General features: G+C 42.8%; 13 protein-coding genes and 1 tRNA gene. 6 read left to right on the top strand and 8 right to left on the bottom strand.

Annotated features, from left to right (window positions below):
* Positions 1 to 20: 20 nt before the first annotated feature.
* The 5 genes from IEW93_RS18040 to IEW93_RS18020 form a co-directional block, all read right to left on the bottom strand.
* Positions 21 to 479 (bottom strand): DUF1499 domain-containing protein, encoded by a 459-nt coding sequence (locus tag IEW93_RS18040; RefSeq protein ID WP_188740650.1) that lies wholly within the window; start codon positions 477 to 479, stop codon positions 21 to 23.
* A gap of 1,063 nt (positions 480 to 1,542) precedes the next feature.
* Complete coding sequence (locus IEW93_RS18035) at positions 1,543 to 2,280, bottom strand: hypothetical protein (protein WP_165872441.1); 738 nt, start codon at positions 2,278 to 2,280, stop codon at positions 1,543 to 1,545.
* A 977-nt stretch (positions 2,281 to 3,257) separates the two neighbouring features.
* Positions 3,258 to 4,673, bottom strand: coding sequence for a site-specific integrase (locus tag IEW93_RS18030; protein WP_188740649.1), 1,416 nt, complete (start codon positions 4,671 to 4,673; stop codon positions 3,258 to 3,260).
* Positions 4,674 to 4,881: 208 nt separating this feature from the next.
* Positions 4,882 to 4,971: transfer RNA gene (locus IEW93_RS18025), tRNA-Ser, on the bottom strand.
* Between the two features lie 247 nt (positions 4,972 to 5,218).
* Complete coding sequence (locus IEW93_RS18020) at positions 5,219 to 7,372, bottom strand: M3 family metallopeptidase (RefSeq protein ID WP_188740648.1); 2,154 nt, start codon at positions 7,370 to 7,372, stop codon at positions 5,219 to 5,221.
* 323 nt (positions 7,373 to 7,695) lie between these two features.
* Here IEW93_RS18020 and IEW93_RS18015 point away from each other — a divergent pair, with 323 nt between their 5' ends.
* Positions 7,696 to 7,956 (top strand): DUF5062 family protein, encoded by a 261-nt coding sequence (locus IEW93_RS18015; protein ID WP_188740647.1) that lies wholly within the window; start codon positions 7,696 to 7,698, stop codon positions 7,954 to 7,956.
* Positions 7,957 to 8,054: 98 nt separating this feature from the next.
* On the opposite strand, the gene IEW93_RS18010 is transcribed toward IEW93_RS18015, so the two are convergent.
* Positions 8,055 to 8,756, bottom strand: coding sequence for a DUF3157 family protein (locus IEW93_RS18010; RefSeq protein ID WP_188740646.1), 702 nt, complete (start codon positions 8,754 to 8,756; stop codon positions 8,055 to 8,057).
* A gap of 298 nt (positions 8,757 to 9,054) precedes the next feature.
* Between IEW93_RS18010 and hcp the strand changes: the two genes are divergently transcribed.
* From hcp to tnpC, 3 genes are all read left to right on the top strand, one after another.
* Positions 9,055 to 10,713, top strand: coding sequence for a hydroxylamine reductase (gene hcp, locus IEW93_RS18005; RefSeq protein ID WP_188740645.1), 1,659 nt, complete (start codon positions 9,055 to 9,057; stop codon positions 10,711 to 10,713).
* Positions 10,714 to 10,825: 112 nt separating this feature from the next.
* Entirely contained in the window at positions 10,826 to 12,043 is a 1,218-nt protein-coding gene (locus IEW93_RS18000; protein ID WP_188740644.1) for an FAD-binding oxidoreductase, read from the top strand.
* 79 nt (positions 12,044 to 12,122) lie between these two features.
* The gene (tnpC, locus tag IEW93_RS17995) at positions 12,123 to 13,529 is read left to right on the top strand and encodes an IS66 family transposase (protein ID WP_188740643.1); all 1,407 of its coding nucleotides are present in this window, start codon (positions 12,123 to 12,125) and stop codon (positions 13,527 to 13,529) included.
* 158 nt (positions 13,530 to 13,687) lie between these two features.
* Here tnpC and IEW93_RS17990 read toward each other — a convergent pair whose 3' ends face one another.
* Positions 13,688 to 14,224 (bottom strand): GNAT family N-acetyltransferase, encoded by a 537-nt coding sequence (locus IEW93_RS17990; protein ID WP_188740642.1) that lies wholly within the window; start codon positions 14,222 to 14,224, stop codon positions 13,688 to 13,690.
* A 91-nt stretch (positions 14,225 to 14,315) separates the two neighbouring features.
* On the opposite strand from IEW93_RS17990, the gene IEW93_RS17985 reads away from it, so the two are divergent.
* Both IEW93_RS17985 and IEW93_RS17980 read left to right on the top strand, forming a co-directional pair.
* Positions 14,316 to 15,662, top strand: a complete 1,347-nt coding sequence (locus IEW93_RS17985; protein ID WP_188740641.1) for a M20 metallopeptidase family protein — start codon at positions 14,316 to 14,318, stop codon at positions 15,660 to 15,662.
* A 69-nt stretch (positions 15,663 to 15,731) separates the two neighbouring features.
* Positions 15,732 to 16,241, top strand: a complete 510-nt coding sequence (locus IEW93_RS17980) for a peptidylprolyl isomerase (RefSeq protein ID WP_188740640.1) — start codon at positions 15,732 to 15,734, stop codon at positions 16,239 to 16,241.
* Between the two features lie 138 nt (positions 16,242 to 16,379).
* On the opposite strand, the gene IEW93_RS17975 is transcribed toward IEW93_RS17980, so the two are convergent.
* Positions 16,380 to 17,588, bottom strand: coding sequence for a porin (locus IEW93_RS17975; protein WP_188740639.1), 1,209 nt, complete (start codon positions 17,586 to 17,588; stop codon positions 16,380 to 16,382).
* Positions 17,589 to 17,753 lie beyond the last annotated feature (165 nt).

Below are 17,753 nucleotides of genomic sequence, written 5' to 3'. Positions count from 1 at the left end.
CTTTTTAATGTTGCAGTCTATTATTGCGGTAACGCGTTAAACTCGGCTCTAATCTGTTCAATTCGTTCACGGTTAACCCCAAAGTCTGAGTGACCCACACGTGAGGCTGACCTTACCTGAATCATGATGTTACCTGACTCAGCTGACGGAAAATAAAACTCAACATCGTCAACAAAGCGCATAATCTGCGACGTAAATTCAACCCGAATATAATTATCTTCTACCACCACAATACTCGCTCGCTCTGCCGCTTTTAATACGTGCAATAGGCCGACTTGAGCTTGTTGAGCCGAGCCGCTAAACGCAATCGGCTCAATATAATGCTCTTCATCTGTAGTTGATTGCTGACTATTCACGCAGTTGGGCGAATCTGGGCATGGCGTTAATTTTCCGGCGGTGACCCCTAAGGTGGGTACAGTGCCAGAGCAACCCATTAGCAGCACCATAGCAAGTGCCAATATTGAAGTGTGTTTATACATTTTATTTCCCTTTATGTGTAAAACGTCATGTATTTGCCGTTATCGGTATCAACTGCGTAATTTATCTTATGTTGTCTACAGTAAAACAATAAGTTGCGCTTAACAATGCGCTATCAATCTGACGGCGTAAATCGCTCGGTGTTGATTGCAAGGATTGGTATAAATGTGCGCGCGTGAGGAGCTCGTGGGTTTAAAACCCTATCTTTCGACGCATCTAAAGACCTTATCTTTTAGATGCCTTACTAGTTGAATCTTGAGGAGGGACAGCTTGCTTGTAATAAAGAGGAGCCCGTGGGTTCAAAGTCCTATCTTTCGCCAAAACAAAAAAGCCTCATCAATTTGAAGTGACCCCATAAAGTTGGACATTTCTAGTTAAATCTTGTGGAGGGATTGCTTGCTTATCATAAAGAGGAGCCCGTGGGTTTAAAGTCCTATCTTTCGCCCAAATAAAAAGGCCTTAAATGTGTCGATTTAGCATTTTGTTGTGTATCTTGAGGAGGGATAGCTTGCTTGTAATAAAGAGGAACTCGTGTGTTCAAAGCCCTATCTTTCGCCCAAATAAAAAGGCCTTAAATGTGTCGATTTAGCATTTGGTCTTAAATCTTGAGGAGGGATAGCTTGCTTGTAATAAAGAGGAGCCTGTGGGTTTAAAGCCCTATCTTTTGCCAAAATAAAAGGCCTTAGATTTGTCGATTTGGCATTTGGTCTTAAATCTTGAGGAGGGATAGCTTGCTTGTAATAAAGAGGAACCCATGGGTTCAAAGTCCTATCTTTCGCCCAAATAAAAAGGCCTTATCTTTCGATAAGGCCTTTTTATTTGAATGTGGCGGAGGGATAGGGATTTGAACCCAAGAAATCAGCCACAAAATAAAATTAAAATTCATTATAATCAATAACTAATCGTAAAATCACATCTCAGATAGTGAACATTCGTAGTTGATATATGACATTTAAATATTTATTGAGTAGGTTGTCAATGATTAACGCCCAAATTTAGCGCGGAAAGCCACGCAGCGGGTTGACGTCGCAGCCAGCGCCTTTTGCTGGTGATAAAATTTTTTTGTTATATTTCAAATCTACGAAGCTTAAACTCAAAATCATCGTCAACCCTGATACGCTTAACCAGATTTGATCTATCAGGCCGATATTTTCTCCAATCCCATTCGCCATCTAAGAGTACAATATTAACTAGTCCAAATTTTTTCATATCAGCTTTAGAGTAATCAAAACCAACAGTTCCTTTACCAAAAAAGCCCAGAGTGGAGTCCAAGAAATTAAATTTAGACTGGCCGTAAGTAGCTAGTAGGTTATCGACTGCGATATCTGCGTAAAAATCAGTTTCCTTTTTACGCATTAAAGTTATGTAAGTGTTGAAAGCTTCACGGTGCTCTTGATCGACATGCCAATTGGATTGCCAAGCGCTACCATGCCATATCAGAATCGAGTCTTTTCTTAAGTACTTCGTATTGGCAGCTGGTAATACATAGTTAGCACAAGAAGAAGCGCATACTCTTGTGACCTCAACATCCAAATTATTATCTCTAACCCACTGACCTAAATTCATTCCGGCACCAATCTCACCGCCCTGGCTCGAAATAATCAGTCGGTTTGGCTTGAATTCAGCAGCCCTAAACAATGAAAAAATCACATTATTTGATGTTTCAGTTATTTCACCTTGATAAATCAGGTTTCCATCTTCTATACCAACAAAAACTTCAGGATTATGGCGGCTTTCACTAGCATCTTTTAAACTGGTACAGCCAACAACCAGAAAAGAAAAAACTAAAACTAAATGCTTCACTAATCCTCCTTGAAATATAACGAGACTGTAGAATAACTCTAACAGCCAAATTCAATTAAAAAACGAGCTCCTGAAATCAATCCTAAACCCTTTTAAAACACTAGGTAATGCATTTGGAACCCATAATAAAGGCTGTTTTTCTGTAAAATGAGTAATTCTACAGCCTCAACAGCTTATTAAAGGGCCAAATAAATTTAAAGTCGGCCGTTTAAGTTATTGATTAATATCATCCTACATTTGCTATCTTATTGAAGTAAAGCAATTAATTGTGCCTAACAGACAAAAACAAACCGAGGTTGCGCGTAAAGTAGAATTTTGGCTCAGTACACTAAAAATTAAAGCCAATAAAATCAGATGATTACGATTTTTCTATTTTTAATACGATACAACTAAAGAACGATTTTAAATCGTTTTTTAGTTGTAAATCGATGAAATCCCATTATAACTGTACATAAAAACAGTGCGTACCATATAAAAGTGTCCCAGCTGATTTTATCTTTCACTCTTTTGACTTTTTCACATGCGCAGCATGTGGCTGTTGGGGTTAAGGGGTTCTCCCCTTGCCCGTAGCTCCTATCCGACCTTTTTGGAACAAAAAGTGGGATAGGAGCGTACCGGGTTACGTTGTAGTCCCACTTAATAAGTGGGCTGTTTTGGCTTCGCACTCACTGAGTGCGAAGCGGTTTAAATTGCATTCTTTAAGTGAACAGTTACGTGAAATGAGCGTGAAATTAACACGAAAAAAGGTGAAATTTCGATTTCTCAGCAAGATGTATTATCGATTTTCGCCCGTAGGATTTGATAAGTGCGGCTGAGAAATGATGTCGCGGGTACGTTTCATCATTTCTCAGTCGATTTTTGCCGCTGTGAGAGCAAATTTTGGCGTATAAAGTCACTCAGGATTTACTGACTGTTGTCATGATTAACGCTCTACGGTTTATCTTTTCAGCAAAAATCCTCTCATATAATCCCACTTCTTATACTGGTAGAAATAAATTCAATGTGTAACTGACTTTATCCACCACTGGTTTGAGTGTTTTCACATCATATTGCTTGCCGTATCGTCCATAGGTGATGTTGTGATAAACGTGTCCAACAAGCTGTGCCACCATCGACTCTTCTGTTTGCAGTTGTTTCAGTTCATCAATAAAGGTGTGACGGAATGAGTATGCTGTAGGTCGTTTACCTGCAACAAAGTGAAGTTGGTCGAGTAATTTGCCAAACTCACGGCAGAATCTGTGCGACCAAACACCATCGCTACTGGGTTGATAATGAAATAACGGGCTGTTTGTTAAATGACTATTTTTTAACTGACAGCTTTTTGATGTTCGGTCAGTAATGGTTTGAACGAAATCAATAAAACCAAGCTCAATGAGTTTTTGATGTAGCGGAACCGTTCGTTTTGACTGAGTTGTCTTGAGTTGTTGGCTCATGCCCTCATTAGTCACGTGAATGACGCTTATGCCATCGATTACGGCTATATCATTGCTGTGTAGCTGACAAGCCTCTGAAGGCCTTAGACCGTGATAGAGCATCAATAGTGTTATCCATTTAAAGTCAGGGTGCTTATCAATAAAGTCTTGTGATTGCAGTACGTGTTTTAGTTGCTCTGGTTGCCAGCGTTGGCGCGCTAGGTCATGCCCTGCTTGATTGCTTGGCTTTGATAGTTTCACTTCATCAAACGGGTTGGCGGTGGTGTAGCGCATCAGTTTGCACCACTTAAAGAACTGCGACACCGCAGCTAAGTAGTCTTTGTTACTTTTGTGGCTTCTGCCCTCTTCAAGTAAGCAATCCTTGTATTCCATCGCCTCAGCGCTGGTTATGTCGAATACATCATCTAGGTGGGTTCTTTCAATAAAGTGGCCTATACGTTGATTAAGCTGCTTTACCGTTAACACTGAGACAGACTGCTTTTGTTTAGACGCAATAAACTTAATCAACGCATCAGTTAATGTGACGTTAGCGACTGAATTTGTTTGCTTTTTACTACTCGAATTATTTGAGAATGCCAAGTTTGTTGGTGAGGGATAATTGTCATATGTCGCACTATTATGTGCTAATTGCGTTGGTCGAGTGGGAATAAACTGAATGATTTCCCGCACAGGCTTGGCATTTTCATCAAGCGTTTCTGTTGCCCCAACAAAGCCTGCACGGGCATCATTAATCAATTGATTAACGTGTGCTTTAAACGCATCTGGCTGTGATTGTGGGGTTAAGTTGCTGATTAATGGCCGTAAGATACCCGCAACGACAAGATTACGGCCTATAGCGATGGAGCGCTGTTTAGTGAGCAGGGATACTTTGATGTCGGCAGAGAAGCCTTTATCACGCAGATAAGCAGGCAACACCATGCGGGTGTAATAGGTACAATTTGTGGCTCGAAATAGGTACATATGTCACAGTCATCCGTATTTGGTCTGAGAATATGATTTTTCAAATGCTAGAAAGCAAAAAAGCCATTGATTATCAATGGCTTTTTCACTTTATAATGTGGCGGAGGGATAGCTTGCTTGTAATAAAGAGGAACCCATGGGTTCAAAGTCCTATCTTTCGCCCAAATAAAAAGGCCTTATCTTTCGATAAGGCCTTTTTATTTGAATGTGGCGGAGGGATAGGGATTTGAACCCTAGAACGGGGTAAACCGTTGCCGGTTTTCAAGACCGGTGCATTCGACCACTCTGCCATCCCTCCGAACGCGGTGAATAATAAGGGTATTGACGAAAATGTAAAGCCTTGATGTGTGCGATGGCGCAACAAATGTGCAATATCACTCAAAAAAGACTACGTTTGCGTAATATTTACTCTTTTACTCTGCTTAATGCGATTGAATATGTTGCTTCTACCACGGTTTGCTTTGGTGCGTTCTGTTTTTATTACTGCATTTGTTAGTAACCTCTACTGCCAAATTGGGCGGTAGAGGTTGAGATAACAAATCGTGCTAGTGCACTAAACCACGACGCTTTAATAGCGCGTCTGTTGAGGGCTTTTTGCCGGCAAAGTCGATGTAGCTTTGCATAAGATCCTGGCTGTTACCTTTTGACAATACAGCATCACGGTATTTTTGGCCGTTCTCTTCGGTGAGTCCACCATTGGCCATCATGTAAGCAAACGAGTCTGCCGCTAACACTTCTGTCCATAGATAGGCGTAGTAACCCGCTGAGTAACCGCCGCCGAAGCTGTGGCTAAAGTAGGTGGTTTTATAGCGTGGTGCAATTGGGCCGTAGTCTAAACCGTGTTTGGCTAATGCTTGTTTTTCAAAGGCGGCAACATCGGTGATTTCAGTGCCAGCAGGAATAGAGTGCCATTCCATATCAAGCAGTGCAGCGGCTAGGTATTCAACTGTGCCAAATCCTTGGTTAAAGGTGTGTGCTTTTAATACTTTAGCCAGTAACTCAGCAGGGATCGGCTCGCCTGTTTGGTAGTGCTTAGCGTAGTTTGCTAGTACGGCAGGGTCGATGCTCCAGTCTTCGTTAGCTTGTGATGGAAACTCAACAAAATCACGTGCCGTTAATGTACCCGCTAGGCTTGGGTAGTTAACTTGTGAGTATAAACCGTGAATGGCGTGGCCAAACTCATGGAATAGAGTGCTCACTTCGTCAAAGGTTAACAGGGTAGGTTGGCCTTGCGCAGGCTTTGGAACGTTAAGCGCGTTGTATACTACAGGTTTGGTATTTTTTAAGAATGACTGATTAACTAATTCGTCCATCCATGCGCCACCACGTTTGCCTGGACGGGCGTACATATCAAGGTAGAACAAGCCTAGTGAACTGCCGTCTTTGTTAAAGATTTCGTATGCGGTTACATCTTGGTGCCATACAGGTAAGTCGGTACGTGACTTGAAGGTAATGCCGTAGAGTTTCTCCATGGCAAAAAACAGCCCGTCGGTGAGTACGGTGTTCATTTCAAAGTAGGGCTTAACAAGGCTGTCGTCCAGGTCATATTTTGCTGCACGTACTTTTTCAGCGTAATAGGCCCAGTCCCATGGCTCTAGGGTAAAGTCTTTACCGTCTTTAACGATTTCAGCTTGAATGTCTGCCGCTTCTATTTTGGCTTTTTCCAGGGCTTTTGGTGCTAGGTCATCAAGGATGCCATATACTGCTTCTGGGCTTTTAGCCATTTGGTCGCCTGTAGAATAGGCGGCCCATGTTGGGTAGCCTAATAATTTGGCTTTTTCTGCACGTAGCTGGGCAATTTTAATGTTTAATGGTGAGTTGGTGTCCATTGCACGATAGGCTGAGGTTTCCCAAAGCTTTTTACGTAGGTCGCGGTTTTTAAGACTAGACAGTAATGGTTGGGTTGTGGTGTTAACTAAGGTAATCATGTAACCGGTTTTGCCTGCTGCTTTTGCAGCAGCGGCTAATGATGCGATGTCATTGTCTGATAGGCCGTCAAGCATGGCTTTGTCTTCAACAATAATCACGTCGTCTTTAAATGATTTTAATACGTTTTGTGAGAAGCTGGTTTCAAGTTTTGCTAGTTCACCGTTTAGTTCACGCATTTTGGCTTTATCGTCTGCCGACAACTCAGCACCTGCACGCACAAAACGGTCGTAATACATTTCAACTAAACGTAAGTCTTCGCCTGTTAATGTCGCTTTGTTGTTGTAAATGGCTTGCACGCGAGCAAATAACGTTTCGTCTAGGTAGATGTTGTCCATGTGAGCGGTGAGCTTTGGTACAGCTTGCGCTTCAACATTGATGAAGTCGTCATCTGAAATTAAGCCATTAAGATTGAAAAATACCCGTTGTGTGCGGTCTAAAATCGCGCCGGTTTTTTCAAGTGCAACGATGGTGTTTTCAAATGTGGCTGCGTCGGCATTGTGAGTAATCGTTGCAATTTCTGTTTTGTGCTCTTGCATGCCTTGCTCAAACGCAGGTAAAAAATCGGCAGTGTTAATTTTGTCGAACTGCGGCGCCATATATTGTAATGGGCTTGGTGTTAACAGTACGTTTTCTGTTGTGGCAGTCGTTTTTGTTGTTGCTGTTGCTTCTGCGGTGGTTTTGCTTGCCATGGCGGTGTCTGTTGATTGCTCTGAACATGCACTGAGCATTAATGCTGCACTAACGGCAGTGGTGATAAGGGTTTTACGCATTGAAATATCCTTGGGCTCCGCCCGTTTGAAATGTTTTTATGCTGGTTCAGCATTATTTGTTGCGCTAAACATTGAAATAAAAACAGAATTAAATAACACCAAACTCATATTTGTTCACACTTAGCGGTTTGGTTTAGCCATATACAATAACAAGCCTACGCCCAAGCGCCTAGATTTATGGGGGGAAAGGTACATAATTTTTGTAACTAAAATTACCAATGGTGATGTTTGTTAGATTTTAGGACTCTTTAGAGCAAACTTGCGTGGCAATGGCGGTTTTTTCGCGTAGTTTAAAGGGATAAAAGGCATGATGAGGGCAACAGATGAAAACCGGTAAGCATGATAACCAATTACTCAAGCTCGCAATGGAGATTGGCGTAGGCTACGCGAAAAAGCGCGGCTTTGATGATTTTGGTAAAGGGATTTCACCTAAAGATAAGGTGGAGTGTATTTACCGTTTGTTAGTGCAAGATAAGCTAATACAGCCATTAGCTGAAGACAAAGATGATGGCCCTAACCGTAAACATAAATTGATCTTGTGGATTAGTAAGCAATTACCTAAAGATCATGAGCTTTTGAATTAAATAATCAGTGCTTTATGTTTAAAAAGCCCAAATGAATTGGTATTTCATTTGGGCTTTTGTTTTAACATTTGCCTGAGCAGCAGCTAAAAATAATTTTACTAACGCGATTCAATCTCAACAATTTTTAAGCTGATGAGCTGTTGTTGCCATTGCTGTTTGTTAATACCTTCAATCCACAATATTGGCGATTGGCGGTGCTGGCCTTTACGTAGATAGGTTTCAGGCATACGGAAAATGGCTTCCCATGCTTCTATGGTTTCGGTTTTAATTAAACTGCCTTGGTCGTTAAAAAAACTGGCTTCAACATTTACCACGGTAATGTGTTCGTCGCTGGTGCTGTCAAAATCAAATATAAGCCCTAATTTATCACCTTTCCATTGGGTACTGGCCAGCGTGATTTTTACGCCATCTTTGGCTGTGCTGCTGAGTAACTCTGGCTGCGCCATAGCGTTTGCGGTAAGTCGTGTTGTAAGAGCTTCTGTGCTGGTAACCGTTGCCTTGGCGACTTGCTCTTGTGTGCCCAGAGTCGCAAGTGAAGTGACCGACGGGGCAACTGCGGCGGCATTGGCTGTTTTCTCGTTGGCCTCAGGAGACATCGCCCCTGGGCTATCTGGCGCAATGACTTTTGGGCTAATGGGTTGGGCAACGGTTTCTGTAATGATGTATTCCCAGGTGAAGTCGTCTTTTAGGCGAACATGTGCGCCATTATCTAAAGTGATCACCGCAACATCAGCTGCCATTGCCGTAGGGGCGAGTAATAGAAAGAGGGCAGATGCTATCGTGTTGAGTTTGGTTTTCATCTATTCATCCTGTGTGATAGTCACTAATTCGTTAAGTCTACGTGCTTTTTATCAATAAATGGAAACTATTTTAAGTGAGATTCTACTCATCATCATGTGCAGAAAAAACAAGTGATTTTGGTATTTTAGCCGGCTAGCGCCAATTGATAGCCATATTGATATTAGTGTTTGCTAAAGGTGATATAGCTCATAAAACGAAACATTAGCATCAAAAATGGGTTTCGATTTACAAAGTAAAGAGTAAACTTATTCATAACATGTAAAATTTATACATGATTTAAATTTGAGGAGTAGAGTTATGTTTTGTGTGCAATGTGAGCAAACCATTAGAACACCCGCAGGCAATGGCTGTAGTTACTCGCAAGGTATGTGTGGCAAGTTGGCGTCAACGTCTGATATCCAAGACTTATTAATTTACATGCTTCAAGGTGTATCAGCTTATGCCGTTAAAGCCCGTGAGTTTGGCATTGTAGACAACAACATTGACACCTTTGTGCCAAAAGCCTTTTTTGCCACATTAACTAACGTAAACTTCGATGATGAACGCTTAATTGATTACGCTTATCAGGCGCAAACGTATCGCGACCAATTAAAAGCGGCTTACATTGCAGCCTGTAAAGGTAAGGGCGTTGAACCTGAAATGGTGAGCGCACAAGGCGAACTACTACTTGCCACTTCTAAGCCTGAGATTCTAGCCCAAGCACCAGTTGCATTGCTTAATCGCGGTGAAGTGCATGAAGACATTTTAGGCTTACGCTTATTATGTTTGTATGGCTTAAAAGGCGCGGCGGCTTATATGGAGCATGCTCGCGTTTTAGACCAAACTGATGTGGATATTGCGGCTGAGTTCCATCAAATTATGGCGTTTTTAGGTGAAGACTCAGTTGATGCAGACAAGTTATTTGCCACTGCAATGCAAATTGGCCAATTAAACTATCGCGTAATGGCGATGCTAGATTTAGGCGAAACTACTGCATTTGGTCACCCAGAACCAACACAAGTGAATACCAAGTCTGTTAAAGGTAAGGCCATTTTAGTGTCTGGCCACGACATGAAAGACTTAGAACTTATTCTTGAACAAACCGCAGGTAAAGGCATTAATGTATTTACCCATGGTGAAATGTTGCCAGCACTTGCTTACCCAGCATTTAAAAAGTATCCGCATTTAGTGGGTAACTATGGTAGCGCTTGGCAAAACCAGCAAAAAGAATTTGGTACCTTCCCGGGTGCCGTGGTGATGACCTCAAACTGTATTATTGACCCAAATGTGGGCGAATACTCTGATCGTATCTTCACTCGTAGCATTGTGGGCTGGCCTGGTGTGACTCATATTGAAGGTGAAGACTTCAGCGTAGTGATTAACAAAGCACTTGAGCTAGAAGGCTTTGCTTATGATGAAATCCCTCACATGATCACCATTGGTTTTGCGCGCAATGCATTAATGGCAGCAGCACCAACGGTTGTTGAAAACGTTAAAAACGGTTCAATTAAGCATTTCTTCTTAATTGGTGGTTGTGACGGCGATAAGGCAGAGCGTAGCTACTTTACTGATTTAGCCAAATCAGTGCCAGATGACACCATCATTTTGACCTTAGGATGTGGTAAGTACAAATTCAATAAATTGGAATTTGGCGATATCAATGGTGTGCCACGTTTATTAGATGTGGGCCAATGTAACGACGCTTACTCGGCGATTCAGTTAGCGTTAGCGTTAAAAGATATTTTTGAGTGTGACCTTAACGACTTACCGTTGAGCCTAGTGTTGTCATGGTTTGAGCAAAAAGCGATTGTGGTGTTGTTAACCTTGCTTTCTCTTGGGGTTAAAAACATTCGTACTGGCCCAAGTGCACCTGGTTTCTTAACTGAAAATCTTGCTAACATTCTTGAGCAACAATTTGGTTTGCGCACAACAACAGATGTTGAATCTGACTTAAAAGCAATGTTAAACGTGGCGTAATCAGCCATAACATCGTGCAGTTAAGTGAGCTTAACTGCACGATATCTATTAAAGGCGATAAGGCGCAATGCGTATCGCCACCTCTATTGTTTACTGCGTTAAAGGTATCAAAATGAGTAGTATCCCCTCTTTAGGTTTTTCTTTTTCACAAGCGCTTTCAGCTCAAACCGCAAAAAAGGCTCCAACTGTGAGTGAGCCTAAAGTTAACGTTGCCCCCGCTAGCGTGTTGCCGCAAGCACTGTTGGCAGCCGACAGCTGGCAACGAGGAGAGGTGCAACTGCGCTGTGTTGAAAAATGGAACGAAACTCATGATGTGGTGAGCTTTCGATTTCAGGGGATAACACCGGTTAAATTTAACTTTAAACCTGGGCAGTTTATTACCTTTAAACTCGACATTAACGGTGTTAAAACCTATCGCAGCTATACGATATCATCGTCACCTTCGCGGCCTTTTTCACTTGTTGTGACAGTTAAACAAATTGCTGGTGGTGTAGTGTCTAATTACTTAGCGCAGTCGCTTAATGTGGGTGATGAGGTCACGGTTACTGGCCCTGATGGGGTGTTTAACCTGGTTGATATTGTTGCCGACAAATATTTGTTTTTAAGTGCAGGTTGTGGCGTAACCCCCATGCATTCTATGTCGCGCTGGTTATGCGATACCACCACCGACAGTGATATTGCCTTTGTACACAGCGCTAAAAGTGTCGATGATGTGATATTTGCCGATGCTATGGCGTCAATGGCATCACGCAGCCAACAGTTTAATCTTAACTATGTGCTTGAGTCCGCTGACAACCAGCACCAGCTTACTGACAAATATGCGCAAACCGGTTGTGCGACGGGGCGGTTAACCCTAGAGGCGTTAACTAAATTGGTTCCCGATTATCAGCAGCGCACGGTGTTTGTGTGTGGCCCAGAGCCTTATATGGCAGCAGTAAAATTACTGCTGCAAGCAGCTGAGTTTGATATGACGCAGTTTCATCAAGAAAGCTTTGGTGACAGTAGCGCAATGGGTATTAAAGCGGCAACAGAGGGCAGGGCATCAACCGAGCAATTTATGTTGAGCATTGGTGATAAAGACATATCTCTCTCGGGCGATCAAACCTTATTAGAAGGCATAGAGTCTGAAAAATTACCGATTATTGCCGCGTGTCGCTCTGGCGTATGTGGTGCGTGTAAATGTCAGGTTATCTCGGGTACGGTAACATCTACCAGCCAAATGGCATTAACCGCAGACGAAATCGCCGCCGGTTTTGTGTTGGCCTGTTCAACTAAAATTACCTCGGATGTGCAGCTCAAAATGTGTAACTATTCACCCACAAGGTCTTGACACATAAAATTATGTGACCGGGTTAACTTGATCCCACATTTAATTTGAGTGATCTTTTTTCGGTGGTAATCATGAAGGTATGAATAAGAAAACATTACCTCCGCCGCCAGATTTCGATTCTCCTGAAGAAGCGAAAGATATTATCCATTATTTATGGAACAAGCTGGCTGAACTTGAAGACCGACTCAATCAAAATAGTCGCAACTCTTCTGTGCCATCATCTCAGCAGCCATTGCATAATAAAGCTAAGAATACTTCGCCTACCAGGAAAAAATCTGGAAAAAAGCAAGGCGCTCAACCAGGGCATAAAGGGCATCGCCGACTGCTTCATCCTATTGAAGACAGTGCCTCGGTTGAGCAGTACTTACCAGAGAAAACATGCCACTGCGGTGGTTGTGTTGTTCCCAATCGCAAACCTTACAAACGGCATCAAATCTTCGATTTGCCTGATATTTCGTACACACTAGTTGAGCATCAAGTCTTCAAGGGTGAGTGTTTATGGTGTGGTGATAAGTATCAAGCGGAGCTTCCAGAGTATGTGCCTGATGTTCAGATGGGGCCAAATCTACATAGTTTTATCGCCATTCAAGCAACGCAGCATCATCAAAGCATAGGTAAAATACAATCCATGCTGAAAGACGTCTTCCAACTCACCTTCTCTACAGGCGCAATCTCTGCGGCCCAAGGGCGAGTCACTGAATACTTAGCGGATACCCATACACAAATCCATGAGACGGTAAAAGCGTCTCAACTACTCATGGCGGATGAAACCTCACATCAACGCAATAATGATAAACGTTGGATGTGGGCTGTACTGAGTAATGATGTTGCCTTTTTCCAAATTAACAGCGGCAGAAACCAACATGCCGCCAAGCGACTACTTGGTGAGGCAGTCTCACACCTTTTGGTCACTGACCAATACTCAGCCTATAAATATATAGATGAATCTAAGCGGCAGTTATGCTGGGCTCATATATTAAGGAACGTTATCGCTATCGAAGAGAGCGTTTGTCCTGAAAACCAAAAAATCGGAGAAAAACTCGCGTTAATCGCTCACAGTGTATTCAGGTGTCACCATCGATATATCGAGGGACATATTACCGAAAACCACTATTACCGTCGACTCAGGCGGTTAAGAAAGAGTTGGCATCATTGGCTCAAACTGGGCAGCTATCAATGTTCGAAACGATATCGAGGCCGGTGTCGAAACCTTCTCGCTGATGACGCTATGCTCTGGCGTTTTATGGATGACTCCGAATGCCCATTGACGAACAATGCCGCAGAGCGAGTTCTGCGTAATTATATATTGATGAGAAAGTGTTGTTACGTGACTCGTTCATATCGAGGCGACCTGTTCCGAGAGCGTATGTTCTCACTGATAGAAACCGCAAAACTTCAGAAAATCTCAGCTTATAAGTGGCTACGTGAAATCGTCGAGCATCATATGCTCAAAGAGGATTATCAGACGCCGGTGTTCTTAGTGTAAACCGACGTCAATAGCTCGTGGGTGAATAGTTACCAAAATGTAACGACTCATTCGACATGGTCAAATACTAACAATCCCTTAATAGTGGTTCTATTAAGGGATTTTTAATTAGAGAATATATACGATTTTAATGGCTTAATAGTCGCAACGTGTTTCGACTAAGCGTTATCTCCATAACTGCCAGTTTTGAGTGAAATAACATACCGATTAACGGTAAATTCGCCTTCTTGATACTGTGAGTGATAAACCATGCCTAACTTAGTTACCACATTAATTGAACCACTATTGGCGTCAACCACATCAGCATAAACAATGTCTAAATCCATATGCTTTTTGGCATAATCAATACAAGCTTGGTTGGCTTCGGTAGCCAAACCTTGGCCCCAATAATCGGGGTGTAAACGATAGCCTATATCGACCGCATTAATACGGGTTTCATTTTTAAAGCCGCAAAAACCAATCACTGTATTGGTGTCTTTTACGACGACTGCCCAGCGGCCAAAGCCATATTGCTTGTATTCTACCAGCCAAATATCGCGAATGATGTTTTCGGCATCACTTAACGTGTTACACACGCCTGCATCGCCAGTATATCGGTTCACTTGCTCCGGGGTATTAAAGTGCAATACTGCGGGGGCATCTGCGAGGGTAAATTCTCGAATAATGAGCCTTGGTGTTTCGGTAATCACCTTCATTGGGTTCCCTTATTTTTTATTATGTATTGGCAATGATGTCGTTAAAACGCTAGGTTAACATATTCAATTCCCGACATTTAAGAATAATAATATGACCCGCTTTCGTCTTGCTTATCCCTTATTAGCGCTTGCGCTTACTGCTTCGTCACTGTCATTGAATGCTGTTGCTGATACCAAGCTTGATCAGTCAGTGGCTCAAGCTTTACCTAAGCTTGAAAAGCTTTATCTGCATTTGCACCAGCATCCTGAGCTGTCGTATCAAGAAAAAGCCACCAGCGAGCGTATGGCCGCTGAGCTTAAGCAACTTGGCTTTGAGGTGACGGCTAATTTTGGTGGTTATGGTGTGGTAGGTATATTGCAAAATGGCGAGGGGCCGGTGGTGATGATCCGCGCCGATACCGATGGCCTACCGATTGTTGAACAAACCGGAAAAGACTATGCCTCAACCGTCACCACAGTTGATGCTAACAATAATACCGTGGGCATTATGCATGGCTGTGGCCACGATATTCACATGACCAGCCTTATTGGTGCAGCTGAGCAGTTGGTTAAGCACAAAGCTGATTGGCAGGGCACGTTAATGATGGTCGCCCAGCCGGCAGAAGAGGTGGGCGGTGGCGCTAAAGCCATGCTTAAACAAGGTTTGTTTAGCCAGTTCCCCACGCCCGATAGCATTATTGGGTTACATGTGAGTGCGTCAATTCCTGCGGGCAAGGTTGGTACGGTAAGCGGTTATGCACTCGCTAATGTCGACTCGGTTGATATTAGCATTAAAGGTAAAGGCGGCCATGGGGCTTATCCGCATGCCACGGTTGACCCTGTTGTGCTTGCTGCGCGCACTGTTCTGGCATTACAAACGATAGTGAGCCGCGAAGTGTCGCCGTTAGAGCCCAATGTGGTCACGGTAGGGTCGATTCATGGGGGTTCAAAACACAATATTATTTCAGATGAAGTAAAGCTACAGCTTACCTTGCGCTCATATAACCCTGAAGTACGCGAGCAACAAATTGCTGCGATTAAACGTATTACCGCCGGTATTGCGATGAGTGCTGGCTTGCCTGACGAGTTAGCGCCAGTAGTGTATGTGCATGACGATGAAACTATTCCATCAACGTATAATGATCCAATATTAGCCGCTATGGTTAAAGCCAGTATTGAGGCCGAGCTTGGCAGTGACAATGTGCTTATTGCACCACCTGTGATGGCGGGTGAAGACTTTGGTTTATATGGCCTCACGCCAGAAAAACGCCCCATTACATTGTTTTGGCTTGGCGGCGTAAACCCTAAGCAATATCAGGCAAGTATTGACTCGGGTGAAGCATTGCCATCGTTGCATTCTAGCCAGTTTGCACCTGATTACTCACTCACGATCCGCACGGGCGTTCGTGCTATGACAAAATCTGCGATGGATTTATTTAATCAAAAAACAGGGCAATAAATTCGAACGTGATAACACTAATAGCGGCTATAATGGTCGCTATTATTGTTTTAACCTTGTGGGCATTTTATGATTATTTTTAGCACCAACCTTGGCGATTTTACTGTAGAACTGGACATGGAACGTGCACCGGTTACCTCAAAAAACTTTTTAAAATATTGCCAAGATGGCTTTTATGAAGGCACAATTTTTCATCGGGTGATTAAAGGCTTTATGGTTCAGGGTGGCGGCTTAACGGCCAAAATGAAAGAAAAGCCGACTCGTGACCCTATTGCCAATGAAGCGAATAAAGGCCTTAAAAATGTGATAGGTACGTTAGCCATGGCGCGAACAGATGCGCCACATTCAGCAACTGGGCAGTTTTTTATTAACGTGGCCAATAATGACTTTTTAGACCATACAGGCACAACCAATGCGGGTTGGGGTTATGCTGTATTTGCCAAAGTGACCGCCGGGATGGATGTGATTCATCAAATTGAGCGGGTAAAAACCACCACTATTGCCGGCCATGAAGATGTGCCGCGCGAGCCAATCGTGGTTGAAAAAGTCACTATTGTTGATGAGCCAACGGTGGCTTAACTGGCTTTGCTTGAGTTATCTGGGATGAGCCTTTCGCAAGACTCATCCCAATAAAAAAGGTTCGACATCGCTGTCGAACCTTTTTTAATTTGCAGTTAAACGATAAAACCTAAGTCATATCATTCAGTTTGCGTCACATTAAAGAGTGTAACGAATACCAATAGCTACGCCGTCGTCTTCAGACAGTTCCATTCTTGCTTGTTGGTCTTTATCGTTGCTTGTAAAGTCGCTGTAATCACGACGTACTTCTAAATACACAACGGTTTCTGGGTTAAATACATAATGTAGCCCCATCACCACAAACTGACGCTTAAATTCGTCTTCTGGATCAGCATTGTAGTTTGGCTGAATCACATAATCATCGCCAGCATCTAAGATGTTGTACGACACAAAGGCACGAATGTTATTTTCAAACATGTACGAGAATAACGACTCAACACCAACGGCTTCATCAATTAAGCGACCAATGTTGTCAGTGTCGTGGTTTTCGTTTTTGTTGATGTTTGCCGAACCATAAAACCCATACTGATCGAAGTTACCCCAGGTCACCCCTACACCGTAAATGATGTCTTCAGCGGTAGAGTTAGTGCCGTTACCAAATTCAACATCAAACTCACCATAGTTAACACCTGCGGCTAACACAAGCTTGTCAGTTGCTTGGTAAGTTACCGAGCCACCGTAAGTGTAGTTATATTCAACCTGCTGTGCTTCTGCAGAGCCTGTTTCCCATAACGCTTCACAATCATCTTGGGTAATATCTTCATAGTCGCAAGTATAAAACTCGCTGTTTTTTAACTGCACTTGTACGGCAAAGCTCACGTCGCCAAAACTGTTACGGTATTGCACGGTTTTGTCACCGCGACCTACACCGTTTACTGCGCCGTCATCTTTGTTATAAGTGTATACACCAGCAGTGTTACCGTCCCACACAAAACCGTAGTTTGTGCCGTATACCACGTCATACCAAGCACCCCATTGCTTGCCAATTGTGAGACTACCGTAGGTGTCATGTGCAAGACCTGCATAGCCTAAACGGTTATAAAAAAACTCATCTTGAATTGATTCAAAACGGTTGTTGTAAACAATGTCTGTGCTACCGACAGGGTTAACTCCCCACTCTAATTTTGCAAATGCGTTCCAGCCATCTTGTAGTTGGCGAGCAAACCCAAAATTAATGCGTGACGCGCCGTTAACGACTTCAGTTTCACCTTGGGTATTGATGACGCGAGCATCAACAAAACCACCAATGCTAACGGCATTAACATCATCTTTAAAAATTTCGGTAGCTAAAGCCGAAGGTGTGATTAGTGCGCTAGAAATCAACGCTGCAACTAAAGTTTTATTCATTTTCATTTCTTGTCTCGTTGTTTGAGTATGCACAGCTTCATAGACAGGATCTTTAGCAATAAACCTATATTTTAGATAGAAAAAAGGCCTTATTTATGATCTGATAATTGTCGCCAAACAAATCAACATGACCAATAAATAAAGCCGATGACAATTATCACCTTA

Source organism: Shewanella inventionis (assembly GCF_014641855.1).
Lineage (GTDB): Bacteria > Pseudomonadota > Gammaproteobacteria > Enterobacterales > Shewanellaceae > Shewanella > Shewanella inventionis.
This window is presented reverse-complemented; position numbering and strand designations above follow the sequence as displayed.